This window comes from Kineococcus aurantiacus (assembly GCF_013409345.1).
Taxonomy (GTDB): Bacteria; Actinomycetota; Actinomycetes; order Actinomycetales; family Kineococcaceae; genus Kineococcus; species Kineococcus aurantiacus.
The window spans coordinates 1,795,373-1,821,366 of the sequence record NZ_JACCBB010000001.1 but is presented as its reverse complement, the minus strand read 5'-3'; the positions used below and the strand labels follow the sequence as shown (position 1 = coordinate 1,821,366).

The following is a 25,994-nucleotide window of genomic DNA, read 5'->3' as shown; positions in this document are numbered from 1 at the left end:
AGTCGTTCCCCCGACGTGCCCGACACCCACCCGCGACGACCGAGGACCCACCGTGAGCGACGAGACCACCCCTGCCTGGAAGTTCGAGACCCTCCAGGTGCACGCCGGCCAGACGCCCGACCCCGCGACCGGGGCCCGCGCCCTGCCGATCTACCAGACGACGAGCTACCAGTTCCGCGACACCGACCACGCCGCGGCGCTGTTCGGCCTGACCGAGCTGGGCAACATCTACACGCGGATCATGAACCCGACCCAGGACACCGTCGAGCAGCGCATCGCCGCGCTCGAAGGCGGCGTCGGGGCCCTGCTGGTCGCCTCCGGCCAGGCCGCCGAGACCCTCGCGATCCTCAACATCGCCTCCGCCGGCGACCACGTCGTCTCCAGCCCGCGGCTGTACGGCGGGACGTACAACCTCTTCCACCACACCCTGCCCAAGATGGGCATCTCGGTCACCTTCGTCGCCGACCCCGACGACGCCGCCTCCTGGGCCGCGGCCGTGCGCCCGGAGACCAAGCTGTTCTACGGCGAGACCATCTCCAACCCCGCCGGGGACGTCCTGGACATCGAGACCGTCGCGGGCGTCGCCCACGAGCACGGCGTCCCGCTCGTCGTCGACAACACCATCGCCACGCCCTACCTCGTGCGGCCCTTCGAGCACGGCGCCGACATCGTCGTGCACTCGGCGACGAAGTACCTCGGCGGGCACGGCACGTCCGTGGCCGGCGTCGTCGTCGACTCCGGCCGCTTCGACTGGACGGCCTCGGACCGCTTCCCCGGCCTGACCGCGCCCGACCCCAGCTACCACGGCGTCGTCTTCACCGACGCCGTCGGGCAGCTCGCGTACCTGATCAAGCTGCGCGTGCAGCTCCTGCGCGACCTCGGCCCCGCCGTCTCGCCCTTCAACGCCTTCCTCATCGCCCAGGGCCTGGAGACGCTGTCGCTGCGCGTGGAGCGGCACGTCGAGAACGCCGGGGAGGTCGCGCGGTTCCTCGAGGCGCGCGACGACGTCCTGTCGGTGAACTGGGCCTCGCTGCCCTCCTCGCCCTGGCACGCCCAGGCCCGCAAGTACGCCCCGAAGGGCTCCGGGGCCGTGCTGGCCTTCGAGATCGCCGGGGGCCTGGCGGCCGGCAAGGCGTTCGTCGACGCCCTCGTCCTGCACAGCCACGTCGCCAACATCGGCGACGTCCGCTCCCTCGTGGTCCACCCGGCCTCCACGACCCACAGCCAGCTCAGCGAGCTGGAGCAGCTCGCCTCCGGCGTCACGCCGGGCCTGGTCCGCCTCGCCGTGGGCGTGGAGAACATCGAGGACATCCTCGCCGACCTGCGCACCGGCTTCGCCGCGGCAGCCGCCGCGGTGCCCTCCGGCGCGTCCGTCTGAACCGCCCGCGTCGGGGACACTGGAGGAGCAGCGCAGGGCGAGGAGGAGCGGTGGTCGTCGACGTGGGTGTGGGTTCGCGCGAGCTGGCGGAGGACGTCCCGGCGCAGGTGGCGCGCGCGCTGACGCCCGCGGCGCCCCCGGCCTCCGGCGGCTGGCACGACGGTGACCCCGTCGGGCGCCGGCGGTTCGCCGACGTCGGGGACCTGCCCCTGCAGCTCGGCGGGGTCCTGCCGCAGGTCCGGCTGGCCTACGAGACGTGGGGCGAGCTCGACGCGGACGGCTCCAACGCCGTCCTCGTCGAGCACGCCCTGACCGGCGACTCCCACGTCAGCGGCGAGGCCGGCCCCGGCCACCCCACGGCCGGCTGGTGGTCGGCCCTCGTCGGCCCCGGCAAGGCCCTCGACACGCGCCGCTGGTTCGTCGTCGCGGCCAACGTCGTCGGCGGCTGCCAGGGCTCCACCGGGCCCTCCTCCCCGCGACCGGGCACCACCCGCCCGTGGGGCTCGGCCTTCCCCCGGATCACCGTCGCCGACCAGGTCGCGGCCGAGGCCCGCCTCGCCGACGCCCTGGGGATCGCCCGCTTCGCCGCCGTCATCGGCGGGTCGATGGGCGGGATGCGGGCCCTGGAGTGGGCCGCGGCCCACCCCGGCCGGGTGGGCGCGTCGCTGGTGCTGGCCTCCGCGGCGGCCTCCACCGCCGACCAGATCGGCGGGCAGAGCGCCCAGATCACCGCGATCGTCAGCGACCCCGGCTGGCGCGGCGGCGACTACCACTCCGCGCCCGACGGGCAGGGCCCGCACGTGGGCCTGGGTCTGGCCCGCCGCCTCGCGCACCTGTCGTACCGGACCGCGGCCGAGCTCCAGGCCCGCTTCGGCCGCGAGGCGCAGTTCGGCGAGGACCCGCTGTCCCCCGAGGGCGCGGGCCGCTACGCCGTGCAGAGCTACCTGGACCACCACGCCGACAAGCTCGTGCGCCGCTTCGACGCCGGGTCCTACGTCGCGCTGACCGACGCCATGAACACCTGGGACGTCGGGCTGGGCCGCGGCGGCACCGAGGCCGCGCTCGCCGCGGTCACGACGCCGCTGGTCGTCGTGGCCGTCGACTCCGACCGGCTCTACCCCGTCGCGGACTCCCAGCGGATCGTCGACGCGGCCCCGGCCGTCGTCGGGGGCCTGCGGGTGGTGACGTCCTCCTCCGGGCACGACGGGTTCCTGCTGGAGGCCGCGCAGATCGAGCCGCTGGTGGCCGAGACCCTCGCCCTCGGCCGCCGCTGACCCCGGGCCGGCACGGACCCGACGGGCCCGGACGGACCACGACGGCCGGGGACCGCTCCGCGGAGCGGTCCCCGGCCGTCGGGTCGGGTCGGGCTGGGCCAGGTCGGGTCAGGCGGGGACGGCGGCCTGGTCCCGCACGTCGGTGGCCGCCTCGCGGGAGGGGTCCATCGACGTCTCGTCGAACGGGCGCCGCCCGGCGAGCACCTCCGTGAGCTGCTCGCGGTCCAGCGTCCCGGTCCAGGTGGCGATGACGAGGGTCCCCACCGTGTTGCCGATGAAGTTCGTCACCGCGCGGGCCTCGGACATGAACCGGTCGATGCCCACGATGAGCCCCACCCCGTCCAGCAGCGCCGGCTTGTGCGAGGCCAGCCCACCGGCCAGCGTCGCCAGACCCGCCCCGGAGACCCCCGCGGCGCCCTTGGAGGCGATGACCATGAACAGCAGCAGCGACACCTGCTCACCGACCGACATGGGCTGCCCCAGCGAGTTCGCGATGAACAGCGACGCCATCGTCAGGTAGATCGCGGTGCCGTCGAGGTTGAACGAGTACCCCGTGGGGACGGTGATGCCCACCGTCGAGCGGTGCACCCCGGCGTGCTCCATCTTGGCGATGAGCCGCGGCAGCGCCGTCTCGGAGCTGGAGGTGGAGACGATGAGCAGCAGCTCGCGGGCCACGTACCGCAGGACCTTGAAGAGGTTCAGCTTGGCCACGACCCGCAGCAGCAGGCCCAGGACGACGACCACGAACAGCGCGCACGTGACGTAGAACCCGGCCATCACCGTCGCCAGCGCCTTCAGCGCGTCCGCGCCGGTCTCGCCGACGACGGCCGCGATCGCGCCGAACGCCCCGACCGGGGCGGCCCACATGACCATCGCCAGCACCTTGAAGACGACCTTCTTGATCGTCTCGACCGCCTGCAGCGCCCGCTGCCCCGCCTCGCCGAGGCCCTGCAGGGCGAACCCGACGAGCAGGGCCACGAACAGCGCCTCCAGGACCGAGCCGTCGGTCAGGGCCGAGAACAGCGACGTCGGGATGATCCCCAGCAGGAAGTCGACCGACCCGCCGCTCTCGTGCGCGGTCTCGGCCAGCTTCGCGCCCTGCCCGCGCAGGTCGTCGGTCAGCTGCAGGTTCGTCACCGGCAGCAGGTTCCCCACGACCAGGCCGATGACGAGCGCGAAACCGCTCATCACCAGGAAGTACAGCAGCGCCGTCCCGCCGACCCGGCCGACCTTGGCCGCGGCGCGCACCGAGCCGATGCCGAGCACGATCGTGCAGAAGATGACCGGCGCGATCATCATCTTCACGAGGGCCACGAAACCGGTGCCCAGCGGTTTGAGGTCCTTGCCGACGTCGGGGAACAGCAACCCCACGCCGATGCCCAGGGCGACCGCCACGATGACAGCCAGGTACAGGAAGTGCGTGCGGTCCTTCTTCGTGCGGTTCAGAGCGCCAGTGCTCATGGGACCCTCTCAGGACGTCGGGAGCGGTTCTGGAGGTGATGGTGGTCACGTCAGCCCCGCGGTGGCCCGCTTCCGGTCGTTTCGTCCACCGGACCGGGCGCCGGGCCGGTCGTCGCGCCGGTCGTCGCCCAGGGCGTCGGACAGGGCAGAGGCACTGGACGCTGGCCTCCCGCGTCCTCGTCCTGCAGCTGCTCGTCGTCCTGCTCGTCGTCGTCGGCGCCACCGCCGCCCTCGGCTGGCAGCTGCGCACCGACACCCGCCGCGACGCGACCGTCGAGGTCACCGACGTCGCGGCCGCCGTGGCGCAGGCCCCCGACGTCCGCGACGGCCTCGCCGACCCCGCCACCGCCGACCGCGCCGCCATCGCCGCCCACGTCGAGGCCGTCCGGCGGGCCACGGGCGTGTACTTCATCACCGTCATGGACCGCGACCGCATCCGCTGGACCCACCCCGACCCCTCGCGCATCGGCGGGCGGTTCGTCGGGCACGCCGACGCCGCCCTCGCCGGCGGCCGCGTCGTGGAGACCTACACCGGCACCCTCGGCCCGTCCGTGCGCGCCGTGCTGCCGATCCGCGCCCGGGTCGACGGCAGGGACGGGGTGGTCGTGGGGGCCGTCGCCGTCGGCGTCGCGACCCGCTCCGTCACGGCCGACCTGCTCGACCGCCTGCCCGTCCTGCTCCTGGCCCTCGCCCTGGCGCTGGCCCTGTCCGTCGTGGGCAGCTGGGCCCTGTCCCGCTGGGTCCGCCGCCGCACCCACGGCCTGGAACCGGCCGACCTCACCCGGCTGTGGGAGGTCAACGACGCCGTCCTGCACTCCCTGCGCGAAGGGCTCGTCGTCGTCGACCCCGCCGGCCGCCAGCAGGTCGTCAACGACGAGGCCCGCCGCCTGCTGCCCTCCCGCGACGACGGCACCCTCGACGTCCCGCCCGCGCTGCAGCGCCTCCTGGGCTCCGGCGAGGACGTCGTCGACGACGTGCAGGTCACCGACGACCGCGTCCTCGTCGTCAGCCGCCAGGACGCCCGCTGGGAGGGGCGCCGCGTCGGCACCGTCGTCACCCTGCGCGACCACACCGAGCTGCAGGCCCTGACGCGCGACCTCGACGCCGTGCGCGGCCTCGCCGACGCGCTGCGCTCCCAGGCCCACGAGGCCGCCAACCGGCTGCACGTCGTCGTGACCCTCGTCGAGCAGGGCCAGCCCGAACGCGCCGTCGAGTTCGCCACCGCCGAACTGGCTGCGGCGCAGCAGCTCACCGACCTCGTCGTGGCCGACGTCGCCGACCCGGCCGTCGCCGCGCTGCTCGTCGGCAAGTCCGCCCAGGCCGCCGAACGCGGCGTCGAGCTGGAGGTCGAACCCGACACGGCCCTGGCCGACGGCCTCCTGCCGGCCCGCGACCTCGTGACGGTCGTCGGCAACCTCGTCGACAACGGCGTCGAGGCGGCGCTCGCCCACGAGGAGCCGCGCTGGGTGCGGGTCCGGATCACCGCCGCCGACGGCGTCGTGCAGGTCCGCGTGACGGACTCGGGGGAAGGGCTGCGGGCCGCCGAGCTGGACCGGGCCATGCAGCGCGGCTGGTCCCGCAAGGAGCACCGGCTCTCCCCCGAGGGGGCGCACGGGCTCGGGCTGGCCCTCGTCGGCCAGGTCGTGCGCCGGCACGGCGGCCGGGTGCGCGTCGAGGAACCCGTCACCGTCGACGACGGCGGGGGCACCCTCGTCGTGGACCTGCCGGTGGCGCCGTGATCCGGGTCCTGGTCGTCGAGGACGACCCGCTGCTCGCGGCCGGGCACGCCGAGAAGGTGGCGCGGGTCCGGGGGTTCACCGTGATCGCCGTCGCCCACTCCGGCCGCGAGGCGCTCGCCGCCGTCGGGGCCGCCGGGGCGGCCGAGCCCGTCGACCTGGTGCTGCTCGACATGACGCTGCCCGACGTCGGCGGGCTGCAGGTGCTGCGGGCCCTGCGGGCCGCGGCCGTGCCCGCCGACGTCATCGCCGTCACGGCGGCCCGCGACCCCGCGGTGGTCCGGCAGGCGCTGTCGATGGGGGTCGTGCAGTACCTGCTGAAGCCCTTCACGGCCGCGGACCTGGAGGAGCGGCTGCGCGCCTACGCCCGCTTCCGCGCCGACGTCGCCGCGGCGGCGGGGGAGTCCGGCATCGACCAGCAGGCCATCGACGAGGCCCTGGCGCAGCTGCGCACGGCCTCCGGCCCGGCCCGCGGGGTGGCCGCCCCGACGCTGCGCACCGTCGTCGCGGCCCTGCGCGCCGCCCCGGACGGGCGGGGGCTGTCGGCGGCCGAGGCGGCCGCGGTGACGGGGCTGTCACGGGTCTCGGCGCGCCGGTACCTGGAGCACCTGGCGTCGGCGGGCCGGGCCCGGCGCGAACCCCGCTACGGGGGCTCGGGGCGGCCCGAGCTCGCCTACCACCCCACCGCCGCCCTGTGACCCCGCACGTCGGGGACAGCGCCCGGGGTCAGGGCAGCAGGGGGCGGCAGGCGGCGAGGGCGTCGGCGACGGGACCCACGGGCAGCGTCCCGCAGTCGATCCCCGCGTACCGGCCGGCGAACGGCAGCAGGTCGGCGTGGAACTCCCGGGCCGCCCGGGCGTCGCCGAGGCGGGCCGCGGCGTGCGCGTGCAGCGTCGTCAGCGGGAGCCACAGCATGTCCCGGCGCACGGGGGTCCGGGCGGCCCAGCGCTCCCGCGCCTCCTCCACCAGCTCCGCGTCGAGCAGGCACAGCACCAGCGGGGCGGCCGTCGAGCTGCGCCCGGAGGCGTCCGCGAACCGCATGTCCGGCAGGGCCTCGCGCAGCCTGTCGCGGTTCCAGGCCGTCGCGAACCGGCCCACCGCCGCCATGTACGGAGCCGAGGCGTCCCCGGCCGCGGCCATCGCCGCCGTCGCCTCGGCGTACCGGGCCCCGCCCTCCTCGACACGCCCCTCGACGAGGTCCACGACGGCCCGCCACACCGCCAGCACCGACAGCAGGTGCCCCACCTGCCCGGACCCGGCGACCGAGGCCGCGGCGGCGGCCGACGCGTCGGCCCCCACCAGGTCGCCGCGGGAGGCACGGGCCAGGAAGCGCAGCCAGTGCCCCACGGCGAGGAAGTCGTCCACCCCGCACCGGTCGGCGACCTCGACCAGCTCGTCCGCGAGCGCCGGCCGCTCGTCGTCCAGGTCCGGGCCCAGCGCGGCGTACCCGCGCAGGTTCAGCGCCAGGCACAGCAGCCGCGGGTCGCCGGACCCGCGGGCCGCCTCCAGGGCCCTGGCGCTGCAGGCGATCGACGCGGGCACGTCCCAGGTCTCCAGCTCCAGGAACCGGGCGTGCTCCAGGCGGACGCGGTCGGCGGCCGGGGTGGGCGCGGCCAGCAGCCGTTCCAGAGCGGCGAGCCGGCGCGGGTCGCCGGCGGGTTCGCGCCGGACGGTCCACACCAGCGGTGCGTGCCACGACGTCAGGACCGTGCGCAGCAGGTCCGCGTCGTCGCCCGCGTCGGCGAGGGCCGCCGTCTGCGCCGCGCGGGCACCCACGGCGTCCCCGGCGGCGGCCAGGGCTCCCACGAGGGCCGAGCGCAGGCGCACCGCGACGCCGGCGTCCGGGGCCCGGGTCAGGTCGTGGGCGGTCAGGGCCCCGGTGAGCAGTTCCGCGGCGCGCTGCGGGGAGGTCCGCGCCGCGCGGGCCGCCGCGCGCTCGGCGTGGTCGCGGGCGGGCCGGGCCGTCGCGGGGGTCAGCCCGGCGAGGGCGTGGTGGGCCAGGGCGTCGACGTCGTGCGGGGCCAGTTCCTCCAGCACGCGCACGACGTGCCCGTGCAGCCGCCGCCGGCGGCCCGGCGGCAGGTCGTCGGCCAGCACCTCCCGCACGAGGGCGTGCGAGAAGCGCACCCGGCCGGGTGCCGTCTCCTCCAGCAGACCCGCCACGACGGCGGTGTCGAGGGCGTCCTCGGGGTCCTCGGCGCTGAGCCCGGCCAGGACGTCCACGTCGAGCTCGCGGCCCAGCAGCGCCGCCGTCCGCAGGAGCTCGACGGTCGCCGCGGGGAGGCGGGAGAGCCTGGCGCGCAGCACGTCCGCGATCTGGGCGGGGACCCGGCCGGGGGAGCCGGGGCCGGCGAGCAGGCGCGCGAGCTCGCGGACGAACAGCGGGTTCCCGCCGGTGCGGTCGGTCAGCCACTCCACCGTGGCCGGGTCCAGGGCCCGGCCACCGGCCTGCTGCGCCAGGGCCGCGACGGCGGTGCGGTCCAGGCCGGTCAGCGTCAGGTGCCCCGCGGACGCGGGGGCCAGCGCGGCGCGGACCACGGCCAGGCCGGGGCCGGCCTCGGAGGCCCGGTAGGCGCACACGACGAGGGCGGCCGTCCCGTCGAGCTGGTCGACGACCTGCCGCAGGAGCTGCCGGGTGACGTCGTCGGCGCGGTGGACGTCGTCGAGCACGACGAGCGCGGGGGCCGCCGCGGCGAGGTGGGCGGCCACCGCCCGGGCCAGGTGGAAGGTGCCGCGCGGCAGGGTGTCGGGGACCCCCGGGGTCCCCAGGTCGTCGAGGACCTCGTGCCAGGCCCAGCCCGGCGGCGCGCCGTCGACCTCCGGGCACCGGCCCCGGGTCGCCGTCCAGCCCGTCAGGGTCCGGGCGAACGCGTCGAGCAGCGTGCTCTTCCCCTCGCCGGCCTCGCCGTCGACCCACACGACGCGCGCCTCGCCGGCGACGACGGCCTCCGCGGCCGCGGTGCGCAGGGCGGCGAGCTCGGTGTCCCGGCCGACCAGCGCGCGGGGTTCGGCCGCCGGAGCCGGTGCGGGTCCGGTGACCACCGGCGGGGCCAGCAGCAGCGCCGGGTCCTGGCGCAGCACCGCCACCTCGACCGAGCGCAGCACGGGTCCGGGGTCCACCCCGAACTCCTCGGCCAGGTGCCGGCGGGTCCGGTGCAGCGCGGCGAGGGCGTCGGCCTGCCGGCCCGAGCGGTACAGCGCGAGGGCCAGCAACCGCACGGCCTCCTCGCGGGCGGGGTGCTCGGCGGCGTGCCGGTCCAGGTCCGCGACGACGGCCGCGGTGTCCCCGGCCTCCAGGCGGGCCGCCGCCAGGGTCTCGACCCCGGTCAGGCGCAACTCGGTCAGCCGGGCCGCCTCGGGGGCGGCCCAGAGGCTGTCGGCCACCTCGGCGTAGGGCGGCCCCGACCAGCCGGCCAGCGCCCGGTCCAGGTCGCGGCCACCGGTGACGGCGTCCTCGAACCGCCAGGCGTCGACGGTCGCGCGGGGCAGCCGCAGCGCGTAGCCGGGGGCCAGGCTGACGAGGACCGTGGCCTTCCCGCGGGCGGGGCGGTCCGGTTCCAGGGCCCGGCGCAGGTGCGAGACGTGGACCTGCAGCGCGGCCAGCGCCGTGGGCGGGGCGACCCCCGGCCACAGGTCCTCCAGCAGCCGGTCGGTGAAGACCACGTGGCCCTGCGCGGCGACGAGGCGGGCCAGCACCGCGCGCCGGACGGGGCCGCCGAGGTCGACTCCCCTCCCGTCGACCTCGGCGCGGACCGCGCCGAGCACGGACACCCGCACCCTGCCGTCCGCCGGTGCCTGCACCCGGCAGAAGCTACCCGCGGACGACCCGTCCCGTGACCAGGACGCGGTGGGGATCGTACCGATCACCGAGGTCGCGCAGCCGGGCGCGGGTCGCCTCGTCGTAGCAGCGGGCGAACCGGGCGGGATCGTCGCCGCCGGCGAAGTTCGGCAGCGCGCCCGGGGCCGACCAGTCCTCCAGGGCGGCCAGGACGGCGTCCCCGGCCGCGCCGGCGTCGGGCGACCCGGGCAGGGCCAGGCCGACCGTGAGCACCGTGAAGGCCGCGTCGCGGTGGCACAGCGCGCTGGGGTGCTCGGGCTCGGCCGCGACCGCGCCGCCGAGCTGCCGCAGCTCCACCCCCGTCAGCGGGGTGCCGGAACGGGGACCGGCCACGGCCAGCAGCGCGTCGACGGCCGCGGCGGGCAGTTCCCGCAGCAGCCCCGAGCGCTCCGTCGCGGGCAGCGGGTCGGTGGGGTCGGCGTGCACGGAACCGATCGCCGCGCAGGGCAGCACCGCGACCGTGTCGAGGACGGGACCCAGCGCGCGCAGGGGTTCCAGGAGCCGGGCGCCCTCGGCGGGGTCGGCGGTCCAGACGAACCGCACGCTCAGGACGGACTTCCCGGCCAGGGCCGGCGGCAGCCCCGGCAGCGGCGGCACCTGCGCCAGGACGACCGACGTCGTCGCCTGCGGCGGGAGCCCGGCGCACCAGCGGGCCCACGCGTGCAGGGCGGTCCCGGCGTCCTCGGCCGCGAACCACAGCGCACCGCCGTACACCTCGGCCAGCGGCAGCAGGTCGAACTCGACGGCCGTGACGATCCCCAGCGTGGACTTCCCACCGCGCAGCCCCCAGAACAGGTCCGGCTCGGTCGCGGCGGTGACGTGCCGCCTCTCGCCGTCGCCGGTGACGACGTCGAACGCGCGGACGAGGTCCGAGCTCGGGCCGATCGTGCGGGCCAGCGGGCCGAGCCCGCCGCCGGTGAGGAAACCCGCGACCCCCACGCCCGGGGCCGAACCGCAGGGCGCGGCGAGGCCGTGCTCGGCGGCGGCGGCCAGGACGTCGGTCCACAGCGTCCCGGCGCCGACGCGCGCGGTGCGGGCGGCGGGGTCCACCGAGCACCCGTCGAGCCCGGCGGTGTGCACGAGCAGGGTGTCGCGCCCGACCGGACTCGCGCCGTGCCCGGTGCGCTGCACGGCGACCTTGAGGCCGAGCGAGCGGGCCGTGCGCACGGTCGCGGCGACGTCGCGGGCGCTGCGGACCGCGACGACGGCCGCGGGGGTGACGGGCACGGTGACGTTCCACGGGGCGGCCAGTTCGGCGTGGCGCGGGGAGCCCGGCAGGTGGACGTCGCCGTCGAGGTGCTTGCCGAGCTCGCCGAGCAGGTGCAGGTCGTCGGCCGCCGTGCGCGGCGGGCGCGGCGCGAGCAGCAGCAGCGGGATCCGGCGCTCGGTGAGCTCCTGGTAGGTGGCGTAGGTGTCGGCCGCCGCGACCACGAGGGGCCACAGGACGGCGTGCTCGGCGTCGGTGGCGGCCCGGGCCCGCAGCTCCTCGGTGCGGTCGCGGCGGCGCAGCGTGACGTCGGGGTGGGCCAGGGCGTTGCCGAACCACGCGGGGTCGCGCGGGGCCCCCGCGTTCGAGGCGACCAGGACCGTCACGTCGGCGAGCCCGGGGAGCTCGGGGAACCGGAAGCAGGCCAGGGCGCTCGTGCGGGGTTCGCCGCTGCGCCGGCCCGTCGTGGTGATGAGCAGGGCGATCTCGACGGGACCCATGGCCCCGCCGACCTTGCCGCCGGTGGCGCGGTAGAGGCCGACGTGCGCGCGGCTGACCGCGGCGACGAGGCGGGCGGCGCGCGAGCCGGGGGCCGCCGTCGCGGCGAGGGTGGAGAACCTGCGGGACAGGGGTGCGGTGGTCATGGCGACGACGGTGCCCGGCGCCGCCTTCCGCCCACTTGCCGCGGACTTGCCGGGGCCCCGGGAGCACCCCTGCCCTAGGGTGCGGGACGTGGCAGCAGCGGAGCGCATCACCGACCGGCTCGTGGGACACGGCGAAGGGCCGTGCTGGTCACCGACGTGGGGAGGGTTGCGGTTCGTCGACCTCTACGCCGGCGACATCGTGACGCTGGCCGCGGACGGGTCGACCAGCCGGCGGCACTACGGCGAGGTCGTGGCCATCACCCGGCCGCGCGTGGGCGGGGGAGCGGTCGTGGCCGTCGAGCGCGGCATCGTGCTCGAGGACGCCGACGGCACCCTGAACCCGCTGCCGGAGCTGTGGGCCGACGCCGACGGGCTGCGGATGAACGAGGGCGGGTGCGACCCCGACGGCCGCTTCTACGCCGGGAACATGGCCTACGACCAGGCCGACGGCAAGGGGCAGGGGCGCGCGTCGGTGTTCCGGTTCGACGCCGACGGGCGGGCCGAGGTGGTGGTCGGGCAGGTGACGATCTCCAACGGCCTGGGCTGGAGCCCGGACGGGACGCTGGCGTACTACAACGACACCCCCACCGGCCGCACGGACGTCTTCGACTACTCCCGCGACGGCGGCCTGCAGAACCGGCGGCCGTTCGCGCAGGTCAACGACGACAGCGGGCGCAACCGTCCCGACGGCCTGACCGTGGACGCCGAGGGCGGGGTGTGGACGGCCCTGTTCGGCGGGTCGGCGGTGCGCCGGTACGCGCCCGACGGCACGCTGGACCAGGTGGTCGAGGTCGGCGCCCGGCAGGTGACGGCGTGCACGTTCGGCGGTGAGGACCACTCCGAGCTGTTCATCACGACGTCGCGCGAGGGGCTGGACGACGACGACGACCCGGCGGCCGGGAGCATCTTCCGGTACGTGCCGGGCGTGAAGGGGCTGCCGGCGCTGCCCTACGCGGGCTGACAGGGCCCGGCGGCGACGCGGACGAGGGACTCGGCGACGACGAGGTCGCCGGTCCACGTCACGTCGACGCAGTCGCCGGTGCGCAGGCCGGCCACGGCGAGGTGCTCGACGTGCTCGGTCCAGGCAGACGTCGTGGCCGCCGGTGCGCAGGCACACCTCGCCGGGGCGGGCGCCGGTGACCCGGCCGGTCGCGGTGGTGCGCCCGGGCTGGTGCAGCAGGACCGCCGCGGCGAGGGCGAGCAGCACCGCCGCGACGACGACGGGCAGGGCGCGACGGACCACGTCCCCGCGTCGGCGCGCGGCGGGCGCCCCTTGAGTCAGACGGACTCGCGGACGGGCGGTTCGGGGGCGGGGGAGCCGCCGTCGTGCCGGCCGCGGGCTTCGTCGCGCAGCCGCTGGGCGAACTCCTCGGCCATCATGAGCCGCTCGCGCAGCTTCTCGACGCGGGCGTCGGCGGCCTGGCGGAACTCGTCGAGCTTGGCGAACAGCTCCTCGCGCGGGGTCGCCGAGGGGATGCGGCCGTCGAGGGCGTCGAGGACGGACAGCAGCTCGCGCATCTCGTCGAGGGAGAAGTCGAGGGGCTTCATGCGCTTGAGGACGAGCAGCCGGTAGACGTCCATCTCGGTGTAGAGCCGGAAGCCGCCGGGGGTGCGCTGGGTGGGGCTGACCAGGCCCATCTCGTCGTAGTAGCGGATGGTGCGGAAGCTGTACCCGACCCGCTCGACGACCTCGCCGATCTGCATGAGTCCGGACATGTCTCTCCCTGCTCGGCGGTCGGCCGTCGTCGTGACGACGGTCGATCGTAACGGGGGCGCCGCCGCGTCCGGCCCCCTCGCGGGCCCTTTCGCCCGGACGCCGGGTGCCGACGCGCCGGTGGGCGGGTGTTCCCCGCGGGGCGTGTGGTGGCTAACCTTCACGCTGTGACGCGACTGACTACCGTGGGTGACACTCGTGACTGACCGTGCAACCCGGCGCACGCTCCTCGCGGTGGCGACGTCCCTGCCGCTGCTCGCCCTCGGCGGCACCGCCGTCGCCGACCCGGTCTACCCCAGCCAGGACGAGGTCGACCGCGCCCGCGCCGCGGCCGACGGCACCGCCGCCCGCGTCGACGACCTCCAGGCCCAGCTGGGCGCCCAGCAGACCCGCCTGGAGGACGCCCAGACGCAGCTGTCCGTCGCCGCCGAGGACTACGACGAGGCCCGCGCCCTCCTGGACCAGCGCACGCAGGAGACCGCCGCCGCCCAGGACGCCGCCGGGCGCGCCGCCGCCGCGTACGCCGCGGCCCGCGTCGACCTCGGCCGGATGGCGTCGGAGAGCTACCGCGGCACCTCCGACGGGTACTCCCCGCTGGCCACCGTCCTGACCTCCGGCTCGGTCGACGAGTACGTCACCGGCCGCGTCACCCTGGAGCACCTCACCGGCAACCGCGCCGACGTCCAGCAGCGCGCCGCCGACGCCAGGACCCTCGCCGAGTCCACCGCCACCCGGGCCGCCGACGCCGAGCAGGCCCAGCAGGACGCCACCGACCGCGCCGCGACGGCCCGCACCGCCGCCCAGCGCGCCGCCGACACCGCCGACGCCCTCGTCGCCGACACCCGCCGGCGCACCGACGACCTCGTCGCCCAGCTCGCGCAGCTGCGGCAGACCTCCGTCGCGCTCGAGCAGCAGCGCCAGGCCGGCCTCGAAGCCGAACGGCGCGCCGCCGCCGAGGCCGCCGCGAGGGCCGCCGCCGAAGCCGCCGCCCGCGCCGCCGCCGCGGCCGCCGCGAAGGACGCCGCCAGGGACGCTTCGAAGGCCGCTTCGAAGGCCACCGCCGCCCCCGCGCGCCGGTCCGGGGGCAGCTCGCCCGCCGCGACGACCGTGCGCCGGGCCGCAGGACCCACCGCGGGCGCGGACACCGCGGTCGACTGGGCCCTGGCCCAGCTCGGCAAGCCCTACCTGTGGGCCGCCGACGGCCCCGACTCCTTCGACTGCTCCGGCCTCACGCTGCGGGCCTGGGGCGCGGCCGGGATCGGGCTGCCGCACTCCTCGCGGCTGCAGTACTCGGGGGAGGCCAAGGTGGACCTGTCCGACCTCGAACCGGGCGACCTCGTCTTCTACGCCACGGACACCTCGAACGCCTCGACCATCCACCACGTCGGGATGGTCATCGCCCCCGGGACGATGGTGGAGGCCCCGCACAGCGGGGCGAACGTGCGGACCGCCTCGATCTACCGCTCGGGCCTCATGCCCCACGGGACCCGGCCCGCCTGAGGGGGCCGGGGGGACCCAGGGGGACGGATCGCTGTGACAGCGCTCGCAGTGATCGCGAGCGTTGTCACAACGATCCGAACCCCGCGGGCTCAGTGCGCCGAGGCGCCCAGCTCGTACGAGGTGCCCTTGGCGCGCTCGAAGCTCGCCTGGATCTCCTTCTCGGCCTCATCGCGGCCGGCCCAGTTCGCGCCCTCGACGCTCTTGCCGGGCTCGAGGTCCTTGTAGGTCTCGAAGAAGTGCTGGATCTCCAGGCGGTCGAAGTCGGAGACGTCCGACAGGTCCTGGATGTTCGCCCAGCGCGGGTCGCCCGCCGGCACGGCGAGGATCTTGTCGTCGCCGCCGGCCTCGTCGCGCATGTGGAACAGGCCGATCGCGCGGCAGGTGATCAGGCAGCCCGGGAACGTCGGCTCCTCGAGGATGACGAGGACGTCCAGCGGGTCCCCGTCCTCGCCCAGCGTGCCCTCGATGAACCCGTAGTCGTGCGGGTAGCGCGTGGAGGTGAACAGCATGCGGTCCAGGCGGATGCGACCGGTCGCGTGGTCCACCTCGTACTTGTTGCGCTGACCCTTGGGGATCTCGATGGTCGCGTCGAACTCGACTGGGGTGCTCACGTGGCTCCTCTCGACCGGGGCCTGCGGACCCCGCCTGTCGTCGGTGCGTCCTGGGACGCCGGAAGGCCGGCCGGAGGACCCCCGGCCGACGGACCGCGCTAGTGTCGCGCAGAGCAGGCCCGCGCACCGAACCGGGCTGCACCCGCCCGTGACCGGGCACCACCCGAACGCAGCCGGGACGACGGGGGAGCAGCAGCGTGCGCAAGGCCGGACGGGCCCGATCCGCGGCCGTCGTGACCACCGCCGCCGCCCTCGTCCTCGTCGGCGGCTACGCCGGCCTCGACGCCACCGGGGCCGTCCCCGGGCCCCTGACGACCACCCCGCCGCCCACCGCGAGCGCCCTGCCCACCGCGCCCGGCGCCGCCGTCACCGACCCCTCGCCCCCGGCCGTCCTGCCCGCGCTCGACGCCGCCGCCCCCGCCCCCGACCCCGCCGTCCTCGGCGGCACCCTGGGGCCCCTGCTGGCCGACCCCGCGCTCGGGGCGTCCGTCTCGGCCAGCGTCGTCGACGCCCTCACCGGTGACGTGCTGCTCGACGCCGCCGCCGACGTCGCCCGCACCCCCGCCTCCACCACGAAGGTCCTCACGGCCGTCGCGGCCCTGCGCGCCCTCGGCGGCACCTCGCGCGCCACGACGCGCGTCGTGGCCGGCGCCACCGCCGACGAGGTCGTCCTCGTCGCCGGCGGCGACGTCCAGCTCACCGCCGGCACGGGCGACCCCGACGCCGTCGAGGGCCACGCCGGGCTCGGCGACCTCGCCGCGCGGACCGCGGCCGCGCTGCGCGCCGAGGGCCGCACGACCGTCGCCGTCCGCCTCGACGACGGCGCCTTCACCGGCCCCGCCACCTCCCCCGGCTGGGGCAGCGGCGACGTCGGCTCCGGGTTCGTCATGCCCGTCGCGCCGCTGGCCGTCGACGAGGGCCGCCTGGCGCCGGGGGAGACCGCCCCCCGCTCGGCCGACCCCGCCCTGGCCGCCGCCGTGCTGTTCGTGCGGGCCCTGACCGCCACCGGCGTCACCGTCCTGGACCAGGGGTCCGGGCCCGTCGTGCGGGCCGCCGCCGCGCCCGGGGCCCGGCAGCTGGCGGCCGTCGAGTCCGCCACCACCGCCGAGCAGGTCGAGCACATGCTCACCACCAGCGACAACACCCTCGCCGAGGTGCTGGGCCGCCGCGTCGCCCTCGCCACCGGCCGCACCGGCACCTTCGACGACGCCTCCGCCGCCGTCGTCGACGAGGTCGCCGCCCTCGGCGTCGACGTCACCGGCGTCGGCCTGCAGGGCGTCAGCGGGCTGGGTCGCGGCACCCGCGTGCCCGCCCGGGCCCTGACGTCCGTCCTGGCCCTCGTCGCCGGCGGCGAGCACCCCGAGCTGGGGCCCGTCGCGGCCGGGCTGCCCGTCGCCGCCGTCAGCGGCACCCTCGCCGACCGCTACGACCAGCCCGGCTCCGTCGCCGCCGCCGGCGTCGTGCGCGCCAAGACCGGCACCCTCACCGGCGTCAGCAGCCTCGCCGGGTTCCTGCGCGACGCCGACGGCCGGCTGCTCGCCTTCGCCGTGATGTCCGACAGCGTCGCCCCCGGCGGCTCCGTGCAGGCCCGCCGCGCCCAGGACCGGTTCGCCACCGCCCTCGCCGGGTGCGGGTGCCGCTGACCGGCCGCACCCGCCCCGCGTACCGTGCGGGCATGCGCGCACCGGGGGACGAGGACCTGACGGTCTCCGACGACGGGACCGCCCCCGACGGCGGGCGGGACGGCGGGGGGGACGGCCGGGCCGTCGCCGACCTCGTCGACTTCGACCTCGCCGCCCAGGTCGCCGCGCGGCTCGCCCGCCCCGGCCCCCGGCTGGGGCGCGACGAGATCGACGACGTCGTCGCCGAGCTGCGGGTCGCCGCCGACGACGCCGCCGGGCCCGTCGCCGCCACCGCCCGGCTCAGCGCACCCGTCCCCGTCCCGCCCGCGCTCGTCGTCGACCGCGCCTCCTGGACGCGGGCCAACGTCGACGCCTTCCGGTCGCTGCTGGGCCCCGTCGTCGTCCCCACCCGCCCCGGCTCCACGCCCGCCGCCGTGGACCGCGCCGCCACGGCCGTGGGCCGCCGCGCCACCGGCGCCGAGCTCGGCAGCCTCCTGGCCTTCCTGTCCAGCCGCGTCCTGGGCCAGTTCGACGTCTTCACCGGCGTCGACGGCGGCGGTTCGGGCCGGCTGCTGCTCGTGGCGCCCAACGTCGTCCAGGTCGAGCGCGACCTCGACGTCGACCCCCACGACTTCCGCCGCTGGGTCTGCCTGCACGAAGAGGCCCACCGCCTGCAGTTCGGCGCCCACCCCTGGCTGCGCCGCTGGGTCACCGACGAGGCCCGCAGCCTCTCCGGGGACCTGCTCGCCCAGCCCCGCGACCTCGGCGAGCGCCTGGCCGGCATCGCCCAGTCCCTGCCGGACGTGCTGCGCGGCACCTCCGACGGCTCCGGCGTCGGGATCGCCGACCTCCTGCAGACCCCCGCCCAGCGCGAGCGCGTCGCCCGCCTCGTCGCCGTCATGTCCCTGCTGGAGGGGCACGCCGACGTCGTCATGGACGACGTCGGCCCCCAGGTCGTGCCCAGCGTCGCCACCATCCGGGCCCGCTTCACCCAGCGCCGCACCGGGCGCGGGACGCTGGACCAGGTCGTGCGCCGCCTCCTCGGCCTCGACGCCAAGACCCGCCAGTACGCCGACGGCGCCCGCTTCGTGCGCGCCGTCGTCGGGGCCGTCGGCTGGGACGGCCTCAACGCGGTCTGGACCGGCCCCGACCGGCTGCCGCTGCCCGCCGAGATCGCCGACCCCGCGGCCTGGGTCGCGCGCGTCCACGGGTGAGGCGGCGGTGAGCGGGGTGGGGGCGCGGTGAGCGGTCCGCCGCCCGCCGTCGCCGCCGTCCGCGTCGCCGTCCGCCGCACCCTCGCGCGCCTGGACGGGCCCGTCCTCGTCGCCTGCTCCGGCGGCGCGGACTCCCTGGCGCTCGCCGCGGCCACCGCCTTCGAGACCGACCGCGCCGGGCTCGTCACCGTCGACCACGGGCTGCACCCCGGTTCGGCCGCCGTCGCGCGGCGCGTGCTGGAGCAGGGCCGCGCCCTCGGGCTGCACCCGGTGCGCGCCGAGCGGGTCGCGGTGGGCCGGACGGGTGGTCCCGAGGCGGCCGCCCGCACCGCCCGGTACGCCGCCCTGGAGCGCGCGGCCCGGCAGGAGGGGGCCGTCGCGGTGCTCCTGGCGCACACCCTCGACGACCAGGCCGAGACCGTCCTGCTGGGCCTGGCCCGCGGGTCCGGCACCCGCTCCCTGGCCGGGATGCCCGCCGTCCGCGGCCTGTTCCACCGGCCCCTGCTGGGGGTGCCGCGCGCGGTCGTGCGGGCCGCCTGCGACGGGCTGGAACCGTGGGAGGACCCCGCCAACGCCGACCCCGCCCTGACCCGCTCCCGCGTGCGCCACGACCTGCTGCCCGCGCTGGAGGCCGGGCTGGGGCCCGGGGTCGCCGCCGCCCTGGCCCGCACGGCCCGCGCCGCCCGCGACGACGCCGACGCCCTCGACGACCTCGCCGCCGCCAGCACCCCCTTCCGCGACGGCGGCGCCGGCGTCGAGGACCTCGCCGGGGCCCGGCCCGCGTTCCGGCGGCGGTGGCTGCGGGCCGCCGCGCTGGCCGCCGGCTGCCCCGCGGGCGCCCTGGCCGCCGGGCACGTCGACGCCCTCGAAGCGCTCGTCCTGGACTGGCGCGGGCAGGGTCCGGTGCACCTGCCGGGCGGTGCGACCGGTGCCCGGGCGTGTGGCAGGCTCGTGCTCACCCCCCACCGCTGAACACACGGGAGAACTGCGTGGACGCCGCCACCGCCGGGACCGACCTCGAGCACGTGCTCCTGACCAGGGAGCAGGTCGCGACCCGGGTCGCGGAGCTGGCCGCCCAGCTGGACCGCGACTACGCCGACAAGGACGTCCTGCTCGTCGGCGTCCTCAAGGGCGCCGTCATGGTCATGGCCGACCTGTCGCGGGCCATGAGCATCCCGCTGTCGATGGACTTCATGGCCGTCAGCTCCTACGGCTCGGGCACCAAGAGCTCCGGCGTCGTGCGCATCCTCAAGGACCTCGACACCGACATCTCCGGGCGCCACGTCCTCGTCGTGGAGGACATCATCGACTCCGGCCTGACGCTGTCGTGGCTGCTGGCGAACCTGTCCTCCCGCGGCCCGGCCTCGGTGCAGGTGTGCGCGCTGCTGCGCAAGCCCGACGCGGCCAAGGTCGAGGTCGACGTCGCGTACGTCGGCTACGACATCCCCAACGAGTTCGTCGTCGGGTACGGGCTGGACTTCGCGGACAAGTACCGCAACCTCGACTGCGTCGCGACGCTGGCGCCGCACGTCTACAGCTGAGGCCCGGCGCGCGGCTCCGCCGCCCCGTCCGCCCACAGCGAACCCGCGCCCCCGGCCCGGAACACCACTCCGGTCCCGCCCGTTCGACCACCGAAGGACCCGCGAGCAAGGACCCGGGGCGGCGTGTCGCCGCCCCGGTGTACCGTCGATCGTCGGTCAGGAACGAGCAGGAGGGACAGGGGGCGACCCCTCCATCTGATGCCCAACACTCTCAAGCGCATCGTCCGCGGCCCGTGGCTGTGGATCGTCGTGGCCATCGCGGCCGTCGCGATCGGCGCCTCCTTCTTCGCGTCCAGCGGCACCGCCGAGGTCTCCACGACCCGGGCGCTGCAGCTGATCGGCGAGGACAAGGTCCAGAGCGCCACGCTCACCGACGGCAACCAGCGCATCGACCTGAAGCTGAAGTCCGGTGAGGACGTCGACGGCGCGACGACCGTGCGTTCCTACTACATCGCCCAGCGCGGCGGTGACGTCGTCGACGCGCTGGACCAGAACCCGCCGCCCGGTGGCGTGACCGACGAGGTCCCCACCACGGGGGTCCTGCAGTCGCTGCTGTTCACCGTCGGCCCGATCCTGCTGATGCTGGTCCTCTTCTGGTTCCTCATCTCCCAGATGCAGGGCGGCGGCAGCCGGGTCATGAACTTCGGCAAGTCCAAGGCCAAGATGATGACCAAGGACACCCCGAAGACGACGTTCGCGGACGTCGCCGGGGCCGACGAGGCCGTCGAGGAGCTCTACGAGATCAAGGAGTTCCTCTCCGACCGCGAGAAGTTCCAGGCCGTCGGCGCCAAGATCCCCAAGGGCGTCCTGCTCTACGGCCCGCCCGGGACCGGCAAGACGCTGCTGGCGCGCGCCGTGGCCGGTGAGGCCGGGGTGCCGTTCTACTCGATCTCCGGGTCGGACTTCGTGGAGATGTTCGTCGGTGTCGGCGCCTCCCGCGTCCGCGACCTGTTCGAGCAGGCCAAGGCCAACTCGCCCGCGATCATCTTCGTCGACGAGATCGACGCCGTGGGCCGGCACCGCGGTGCGGGGCTGGGCGGCGGTCACGACGAGCGCGAGCAGACCCTGAACCAGCTCCTGGTGGAGATGGACGGGTTCGACGTCAAGACCAACGTCATCATGATCGCGGCGACGAACCGCCCCGACATCCTCGACCCGGCGCTGCTGCGCCCGGGCCGCTTCGACCGCCAGATCGCCGTCGAGGCCCCCGACATGGAGGGCCGGCACAAGATCCTGCAGGTCCACGCCAAGGGCAAGCCGATGGCGCCGGGCACGGACCTGCTGTCGGTGGCGCGCCGCACGCCGGGCTTCTCCGGCGCGGACCTGGCCAACGTGCTCAACGAGGCCGCGCTGCTGACGGCCCGCGCGAACGCGAAGGTCATCGACGACGCGGCCGTGGACGAGGCGATCGACCGCGTCATGGCCGGGCCGCAGAAGCGCACCCGCCGCATGAGCGAGAAGGAGCTGAAGGTCACCGCGTACCACGAGGGTGGTCACGCGCTGGTGGCCGCGGCCCTGCCGAACACCGACCCGGTGACGAAGGTGACGATCCTGCCGCGCGGCCGCGCGCTGGGGTACACGATGGTGCTGCCGACGGAGGACAAGTACTCCACGTCGCGCAACGAGATCCTCGACCAGCTCGCGTACGCCCTCGGCGGCCGCGTCGCCGAGGAGCTCGTCTTCCACGACCCCACCACGGGCGCCTCGAACGACATCGAGAAGGCCACCGGGATGGCCCGCAAGATGGTCACCCAGTACGGCATGAGCGAGCGCGTCGGGGCGATCAAGCTCGGCAACGGCGGCGGCGAGGTCTTCCTGGGCCGTGACATGGGCCACGAGCGGGACTACTCCGAGGGCGTCGCCGGGATCGTCGACGAGGAGGTGCGCCGGCTCATCGAGGCCGCGCACGACGAGGCGTGGGAGATCCTCGTCGAGCACCGCCCTGTCCTGGACGCGCTGGTGCTGGCGCTGCTGGACAAGGAGACGCTGAACCAGGCGGAGCTGGCCGAGATCTTCGCCCCCGTGGTGAAGCGGCCGCAGCGGCCCGTGTGGCTGTCCTCCGAGCGCCGCCACGTCTCCGACATCCCGCCGGTGAAGGGCCCGGGGGAGAACGGTTCCCTCAACGGGCACGCGGGCGGGTTCCAGACGCCCGTCACCTACGAGAACGGGTCGAACGAGCAGCCGTGAGCACGACGGGGACGCCCGCCACGGACGGTCGGGCGTTCGACCGGGCACGGGCTGAGAACGCGGTCCGGGAGTTCCTCCTCGCCATCGGGGAGGACCCGGACCGCGAGGGCCTGCGGGACACCCCGAAGCGGGTGGCCAAGGCCGCCACGGAGCTGTTCGCGGGGCTGTGGCAGGACCCGGCCGACGTCCTGGTCACCGACTTCGGCCTCGAGCACGACGAGCTGGTGCTGGTCAAGGACATCGAGGTCCAGTCCACCTGCGAGCACCACCTGCTGCCCTTCCACGGCGTCGCCCACGTCGGGTACATCCCCGGTGAGCACGGCCGCGTGACGGGCCTGTCGAAGCTGGCCCGGCTCGTCGACGTGTACGCGCGTCGTCCGCAGCTGCAGGAACGGCTCACGACGCAGGTCGCCGACGCGCTCGTGGAGCACCTGCACCCGCGCGGGGTGATCGTCGTGGTGGAGGCCGAGCACTCCTGCATGACGTACCGCGGGGTCCGCAAACCCGGTGCGAAGACCGTCACCTCGGCCGTGCGGGGGGCGCTGCGCAACGCCGCGACCCGCGCCGAGGCCATGAGCCTCATCGTCGCGGGGCACCGGTGAACCCGCTGCTGGCGCCGGGCCCGACGCGGGTCGTGGGCGTCCTGAACGTCACCCCCGACTCCTTCTCCGACGGCGGCCGGCACACCGCCGACCCCGTCGCGCGGGGGGTCGCGCTGCACGCCGCGGGCGCCGACCTCGTCGACGTCGGCGGGGAGTCGACCCGGCCCGGCGCCACGCGCGTGGGGGCCGCCGAGGAGCTGCGGCGCGTCCTGCCCGTCGTGGAGGGGCTGGTCGCCGCGGGGGTGCCCGTGAGCGTCGACACGATGCGCGCCGCGACGGCCCGCGCGGTCGTCGCCGCGGGCGCGGCCGTCGTCAACGACGTCTCCGGCGGCCTGGCCGACCCGGGCACCGCGGCCGCGGTCGCCGAGCTGGACTGCGTGTACGTGCTGAGCCACTGGCGCGGGTTCTCCGACGTGATGGGCTCGCTCGCCGTGTACGCCGACCCGGTCGCCGAGGTCCGCGCCGAGCTGGCCGACCGCCTCGCCGCCGTGACCGCCGCGGGGGTCGCCCGTGAGCGCATCGTGCTGGACCCCGGCCTGGGGTTCGCCAAGACCGCCGAGCACGACTGGGCGCTGCTGGCCGGGCTCGACGAGCTCGCCGCGCTCGGGCTGCCGCTGCTCGTGGGCGCCTCCCGCAAGCGCTTCCTCGGGGCGCTGCTGGCCGCCGGCGGGGACGTCCCCCCGCCCGCCGAGCGCGACGCCGCGACGGCGGCCGTGTCCGCGCTGGCCGCGGCGCAGGGGGTGTGGGGCGTGCGGGTGCACGACGTGCCCTCGACCGTCGCGGCCGTCAAGGTCGCCGCGGCGTGGACCGCGGCCCGCCGCGGGGTCCCCGCGTGAGCTCCCTGGAGGCCGCGGGCCCCGTCCTGGACGCCGAGGGCCGCGTCCTGGACCGCATCGTCCTGCGCGGGCTGACCGGCCGCGGCCACCACGGCGTCCTGGGCTTCGAACGCGAGCAGGGCCAGCCCTTCGGCCTGGACGTCGCGCTGCACCTGGACACCCGCGAGGCCGCCGCGGGGGACGACCTGACCGCCACCGTGAACTACGGCACCCTCGCCGTGGAGCTCGTCGCGGTCCTCACCGGCGACCCCGTCGACCTGCTGGAGACGCTCGCCCAGCGGGCCGCCGACGTCTGCCTCGCCGCCTCGCCGCGGGTGCGGGCCGTCGACGTCGTCGTCCACAAACCGCACGCCCCCGTCCCCACGCCGTTCGACGACGTGGAACTGGCGATCCGGAGGACCCGCTAGTGCACGCCGTGCTCGCCCTGGGGGCCAACGTCGGCCACCGCGCCGCGACCCTGCGCGCCGCCGTCGACGCGCTCACCGCCACCGACGGCATCACCGTCGACGCGGTCTCGACGTTCGTGGAGTCCGCGCCCGTCGGGGCCGTGCCCGACCAGCCGGACTTCCTCAACGCCGTCGCGCTGGTCACCACGACCCTCGGCCCGCACGAGCTGCTGGCCGCCGCCCACGCCGTCGAGGCCGCGCTGGGGCTGGACCGGTCGACGAAGGTGCCCGACGGCCCGCGCCCGATCGACGTCGACGTCGTCGCGTACGGCGACGTCGAGCTCGACGAGGACGGCCTGGTCCTGCCGCACCCCCGCGCCCACGAGCGCGCCTTCGTCCTGGGGCCCTGGCTGGAGCTGGACCCGCACGCGCGGCTGCCGCAGGGCCCGGTCGCGGACCTGCTCGCCCGGGTCGCGCCGTGAGGCCGTCGCGGCCCGGGCTGCTCGTGGGCCTGGGGGTCCTCGCCGCCGTCCTGGCCTGGTCGGGGCTGCGGATCTGGGTGTCCGGCGGGCACTCCGAACCCGACCTGATGTGGCGCACGACGCTGACCATCGGCCTGCTCGCCGTCGCGGTCTTCGGCGTCGGCTGGCCCGTCAAGCAGTGGGTCGACGGCGACAAGTCCCGGCGCATCGACGCCCTGCGCGCGGCCCGCACCGCCGCGCTGGCCAAGGCGGCCTCGGTCGCCGGGTCGATGCTCGTGGGGGTCTTCGCCGGCTGGGGCGTGCACTACGTCCCGACGCTGCACATCGCCGCGCGGCGCAGCGAGGGGGTCGTCGCGGCGGCCGACGTCGTCGTCTCGGTGCTGCTGCTGGTGGCGGGCCTGCTCGTGGAGCGCTGGTGCCGCGTCCCGGCCGACGAGGACGACGACCGGGGGGCGCCCGCGTGAAGCTGTCCACCCGGGCCGCGACGACCGAGCCGTTCCACGCCCTCGCCTTCGGGGCGCGGGCCGCGGCGCTGGAGGCCGCCGGCCACCACGTCGTGAAGCTGTCCATCGGCGAACCGGACTTCGGCGCCCCGCCGGACGTGCGGGAGGCCATGCGCGCCGTCGTGGACGGCCGTCCGCTGCCGTACACCCCGGCGCTGGGCCTGCCGGAGCTGCGCGCGGCCATCGCCGCGGACTACCGCACCCGCCACGGCGTCGACGTCGACCCGGCCCGCGTGCTCATCACCGCGGGGGCCTCCGCGGCGCTGCTGCTGGTGCTGGCCGCCACGGTCGACCCCGGCGACGACGTCCTCCTGGCCGACCCGTCGTACCCGTGCAACCGGCAGCTCGTCTCGACGTTCGGCGGCCGGGCGGTGACGCTGCCGACGACGGCGGCCACGCGGTACCAGCTGAGCGCGGACCTGCTGCGCGCGGCGTGGACGGACCGGACGAGCGTCGTCATGGTGGCCTCCCCGTCGAACCCGACGGGGACATCGGTGCCGTTCGCCGAACTGGCCGCGGTGTGCGCGCAGGCCCGCGACCGCGGGGCCTGGCGCGTCGTCGACGAGATCTACCTGGACCTGGCCGACCCGGCCCCCGACGGCAGCCCGGCGCGCACGGTCCTGGCGGCCGACCCGGACGCGGTCGTCGTCGGCAGCTTCTCGAAGTTCTTCGGCATGACGGGCTGGCGGCTGGGCTGGGCGGTGCTGCCGCCGGACCTGGTGGCGCCCGTGGAACGGCTGGCGCAGAACTACTTCATCGCCGCCTCCACCCCCGTGCAGCACGCAGCGCTGGCGTGCTTCACCCCCGCGTCGCTGGCGGTGTGCGAGGAACGCCGGGTCGAGTTCACGCACCGCCGCCGCCTCGTCCTCGACGGGCTGGCCGCGCTCGGCCTTCCCGTCCCGGTGGTTCCCGACGGCGCGTTCTACGTGTACTTCGACGTGGCCTCCACGGGCCTGGACGCGTGGGAGTTCTGCGCCCGCGCGCTGGCCGAGCACCACGTCGCGCTCACCCCGGGCCGGGACTTCTCGGCGACGACCGCCGCGACGCACGTCCGGTTGTCGTACGCCGCCTCGCGGGCGGAGCTGACGGAGGGGCTGCGCCGGGTCGGGGAGTTCCTCAAGACGGTTCCCGCCGCACCGGCACGTGCGAGCGCGACGCCGCGGTGAACTCCGGCCGGTGCCAGCCCGGCGGTGCGGGCCACGAGGTCGTGCCCGGCGGGCCGGGTCGAGGGCCAGGTCGAGAGCGGCGGCGCCGTCCT

Annotated in this window: 22 protein-coding genes; 17 read left to right on the top strand and 5 right to left on the bottom strand. The window is 76.4% G+C overall.

Features of this window, described 5'->3' with window-relative positions:
- Window positions 1–52: 52 nt before the first annotated feature.
- A complete protein-coding gene (locus BJ968_RS08775) occupies window positions 53–1,378 on the top strand; it encodes a bifunctional o-acetylhomoserine/o-acetylserine sulfhydrylase (RefSeq protein ID WP_179751005.1) in 1,326 nt (441 codons plus the stop codon).
- 107 nt (window positions 1,379–1,485) lie between these two features.
- A complete protein-coding gene (gene metX / locus BJ968_RS08770; protein ID WP_179756430.1) occupies window positions 1,486–2,652 on the top strand; it encodes a homoserine O-acetyltransferase MetX in 1,167 nt (388 codons plus the stop codon).
- A gap of 108 nt (window positions 2,653–2,760) precedes the next feature.
- Here metX and BJ968_RS08765 read toward each other — a convergent pair whose 3' ends face one another.
- Window positions 2,761–4,113 carry a cation:dicarboxylate symporter family transporter gene (locus BJ968_RS08765; RefSeq protein WP_179751003.1) on the bottom strand — a complete coding sequence of 451 codons (1,353 nt, stop codon included), beginning with the start codon at window positions 4,111–4,113 and terminating at the stop codon, window positions 2,761–2,763.
- A 41-nt stretch (window positions 4,114–4,154) separates the two neighbouring features.
- Here BJ968_RS08765 and BJ968_RS08760 point away from each other — a divergent pair, with 41 nt between their 5' ends.
- Together BJ968_RS08760 and BJ968_RS08755 are read left to right on the top strand one after the other, a co-directional pair.
- Window positions 4,155–5,852 (top strand): ATP-binding protein, encoded by a 1,698-nt coding sequence (locus BJ968_RS08760; RefSeq protein ID WP_218884946.1) that lies wholly within the window; start codon window positions 4,155–4,157, stop codon window positions 5,850–5,852.
- On the top strand, window positions 5,849–6,547 hold the full coding sequence (locus tag BJ968_RS08755; protein WP_179750999.1) for a response regulator: 699 nt from the start codon (window positions 5,849–5,851) through the stop codon (window positions 6,545–6,547). Before BJ968_RS08760 ends, BJ968_RS08755 begins: the two co-directional genes overlap by 4 nt.
- A gap of 28 nt (window positions 6,548–6,575) precedes the next feature.
- Here the strand turns inward: BJ968_RS08755 and BJ968_RS08750 are convergent, their stop codons facing one another.
- Window positions 6,576–9,650 carry a BTAD domain-containing putative transcriptional regulator gene (locus BJ968_RS08750; RefSeq protein WP_179750997.1) on the bottom strand — a complete coding sequence of 1,025 codons (3,075 nt, stop codon included), beginning with the start codon at window positions 9,648–9,650 and terminating at the stop codon, window positions 6,576–6,578.
- Between the two features lie 10 nt (window positions 9,651–9,660).
- Window positions 9,661–11,538, bottom strand: coding sequence for a nitroreductase/quinone reductase family protein (locus BJ968_RS08745; protein WP_179750995.1), 1,878 nt, complete (start codon window positions 11,536–11,538; stop codon window positions 9,661–9,663).
- A gap of 88 nt (window positions 11,539–11,626) precedes the next feature.
- Here BJ968_RS08745 and BJ968_RS08740 point away from each other — a divergent pair, with 88 nt between their 5' ends.
- Window positions 11,627–12,499, top strand: coding sequence for an SMP-30/gluconolactonase/LRE family protein (locus tag BJ968_RS08740; RefSeq protein ID WP_343077910.1), 873 nt, complete (start codon window positions 11,627–11,629; stop codon window positions 12,497–12,499).
- Window positions 12,500–12,816: 317 nt separating this feature from the next.
- On the opposite strand, the gene BJ968_RS08735 is transcribed toward BJ968_RS08740, so the two are convergent.
- The gene (locus BJ968_RS08735) at window positions 12,817–13,254 is read right to left on the bottom strand and encodes a MerR family transcriptional regulator (protein ID WP_179750990.1); all 438 of its coding nucleotides are present in this window, start codon (window positions 13,252–13,254) and stop codon (window positions 12,817–12,819) included.
- A gap of 196 nt (window positions 13,255–13,450) precedes the next feature.
- Here BJ968_RS08735 and BJ968_RS08730 point away from each other — a divergent pair, with 196 nt between their 5' ends.
- On the top strand, window positions 13,451–14,752 hold the full coding sequence (locus tag BJ968_RS08730; protein WP_179750988.1) for an NlpC/P60 family protein: 1,302 nt from the start codon (window positions 13,451–13,453) through the stop codon (window positions 14,750–14,752).
- 89 nt (window positions 14,753–14,841) lie between these two features.
- On the opposite strand, the gene BJ968_RS08725 is transcribed toward BJ968_RS08730, so the two are convergent.
- The gene (locus tag BJ968_RS08725; protein WP_179750985.1) at window positions 14,842–15,363 is read right to left on the bottom strand and encodes an inorganic diphosphatase; all 522 of its coding nucleotides are present in this window, start codon (window positions 15,361–15,363) and stop codon (window positions 14,842–14,844) included.
- A 197-nt stretch (window positions 15,364–15,560) separates the two neighbouring features.
- On the opposite strand from BJ968_RS08725, the gene dacB reads away from it, so the two are divergent.
- The 11 genes from dacB to BJ968_RS08670 all read left to right on the top strand — a co-directional run bounded on the left by dacB (window position 15,561) and on the right by BJ968_RS08670 (window position 25,902).
- The gene (gene dacB / locus BJ968_RS08720; protein ID WP_179750983.1) at window positions 15,561–17,006 is read left to right on the top strand and encodes a D-alanyl-D-alanine carboxypeptidase/D-alanyl-D-alanine endopeptidase; all 1,446 of its coding nucleotides are present in this window, start codon (window positions 15,561–15,563) and stop codon (window positions 17,004–17,006) included.
- A gap of 32 nt (window positions 17,007–17,038) precedes the next feature.
- Entirely contained in the window at window positions 17,039–18,199 is a 1,161-nt protein-coding gene (locus BJ968_RS08715) for a zinc-dependent metalloprotease (RefSeq protein ID WP_179750981.1), read from the top strand.
- A gap of 27 nt (window positions 18,200–18,226) precedes the next feature.
- Window positions 18,227–19,171 carry a tRNA lysidine(34) synthetase TilS gene (gene tilS, locus BJ968_RS25575; RefSeq protein ID WP_179750979.1) on the top strand — a complete coding sequence of 315 codons (945 nt, stop codon included), beginning with the start codon at window positions 18,227–18,229 and terminating at the stop codon, window positions 19,169–19,171.
- 17 nt (window positions 19,172–19,188) lie between these two features.
- Window positions 19,189–19,740, top strand: a complete 552-nt coding sequence (gene hpt / locus BJ968_RS08705; RefSeq protein WP_179750977.1) for a hypoxanthine phosphoribosyltransferase — start codon at window positions 19,189–19,191, stop codon at window positions 19,738–19,740.
- A gap of 198 nt (window positions 19,741–19,938) precedes the next feature.
- Window positions 19,939–21,927, top strand: a complete 1,989-nt coding sequence (ftsH, locus tag BJ968_RS08700; RefSeq protein ID WP_179750975.1) for an ATP-dependent zinc metalloprotease FtsH — start codon at window positions 19,939–19,941, stop codon at window positions 21,925–21,927.
- A complete protein-coding gene (gene folE / locus BJ968_RS08695; protein WP_179750973.1) occupies window positions 21,924–22,529 on the top strand; it encodes a GTP cyclohydrolase I FolE in 606 nt (201 codons plus the stop codon). Before ftsH ends, folE begins: the two co-directional genes overlap by 4 nt.
- The gene (folP, locus tag BJ968_RS08690) at window positions 22,526–23,365 is read left to right on the top strand and encodes a dihydropteroate synthase (RefSeq protein ID WP_343077909.1); all 840 of its coding nucleotides are present in this window, start codon (window positions 22,526–22,528) and stop codon (window positions 23,363–23,365) included. Before folE ends, folP begins: the two co-directional genes overlap by 4 nt.
- Window positions 23,362–23,772, top strand: a complete 411-nt coding sequence (folB, locus tag BJ968_RS08685; protein ID WP_343077908.1) for a dihydroneopterin aldolase — start codon at window positions 23,362–23,364, stop codon at window positions 23,770–23,772. Before folP ends, folB begins: the two co-directional genes overlap by 4 nt.
- The gene (gene folK, locus BJ968_RS08680; RefSeq protein ID WP_218884945.1) at window positions 23,772–24,233 is read left to right on the top strand and encodes a 2-amino-4-hydroxy-6-hydroxymethyldihydropteridine diphosphokinase; all 462 of its coding nucleotides are present in this window, start codon (window positions 23,772–23,774) and stop codon (window positions 24,231–24,233) included. Before folB ends, folK begins: the two co-directional genes overlap by 1 nt.
- On the top strand, window positions 24,230–24,697 hold the full coding sequence (locus BJ968_RS08675; RefSeq protein ID WP_179750971.1) for a DUF3180 family protein: 468 nt from the start codon (window positions 24,230–24,232) through the stop codon (window positions 24,695–24,697). Before folK ends, BJ968_RS08675 begins: the two co-directional genes overlap by 4 nt.
- Window positions 24,694–25,902, top strand: a complete 1,209-nt coding sequence (locus BJ968_RS08670; RefSeq protein ID WP_179750969.1) for an aminotransferase class I/II-fold pyridoxal phosphate-dependent enzyme — start codon at window positions 24,694–24,696, stop codon at window positions 25,900–25,902. The genes BJ968_RS08675 and BJ968_RS08670 overlap by 4 nt, the downstream gene beginning before the upstream one ends.
- The last annotated feature ends 92 nt before the right edge of the window (window positions 25,903–25,994 follow it).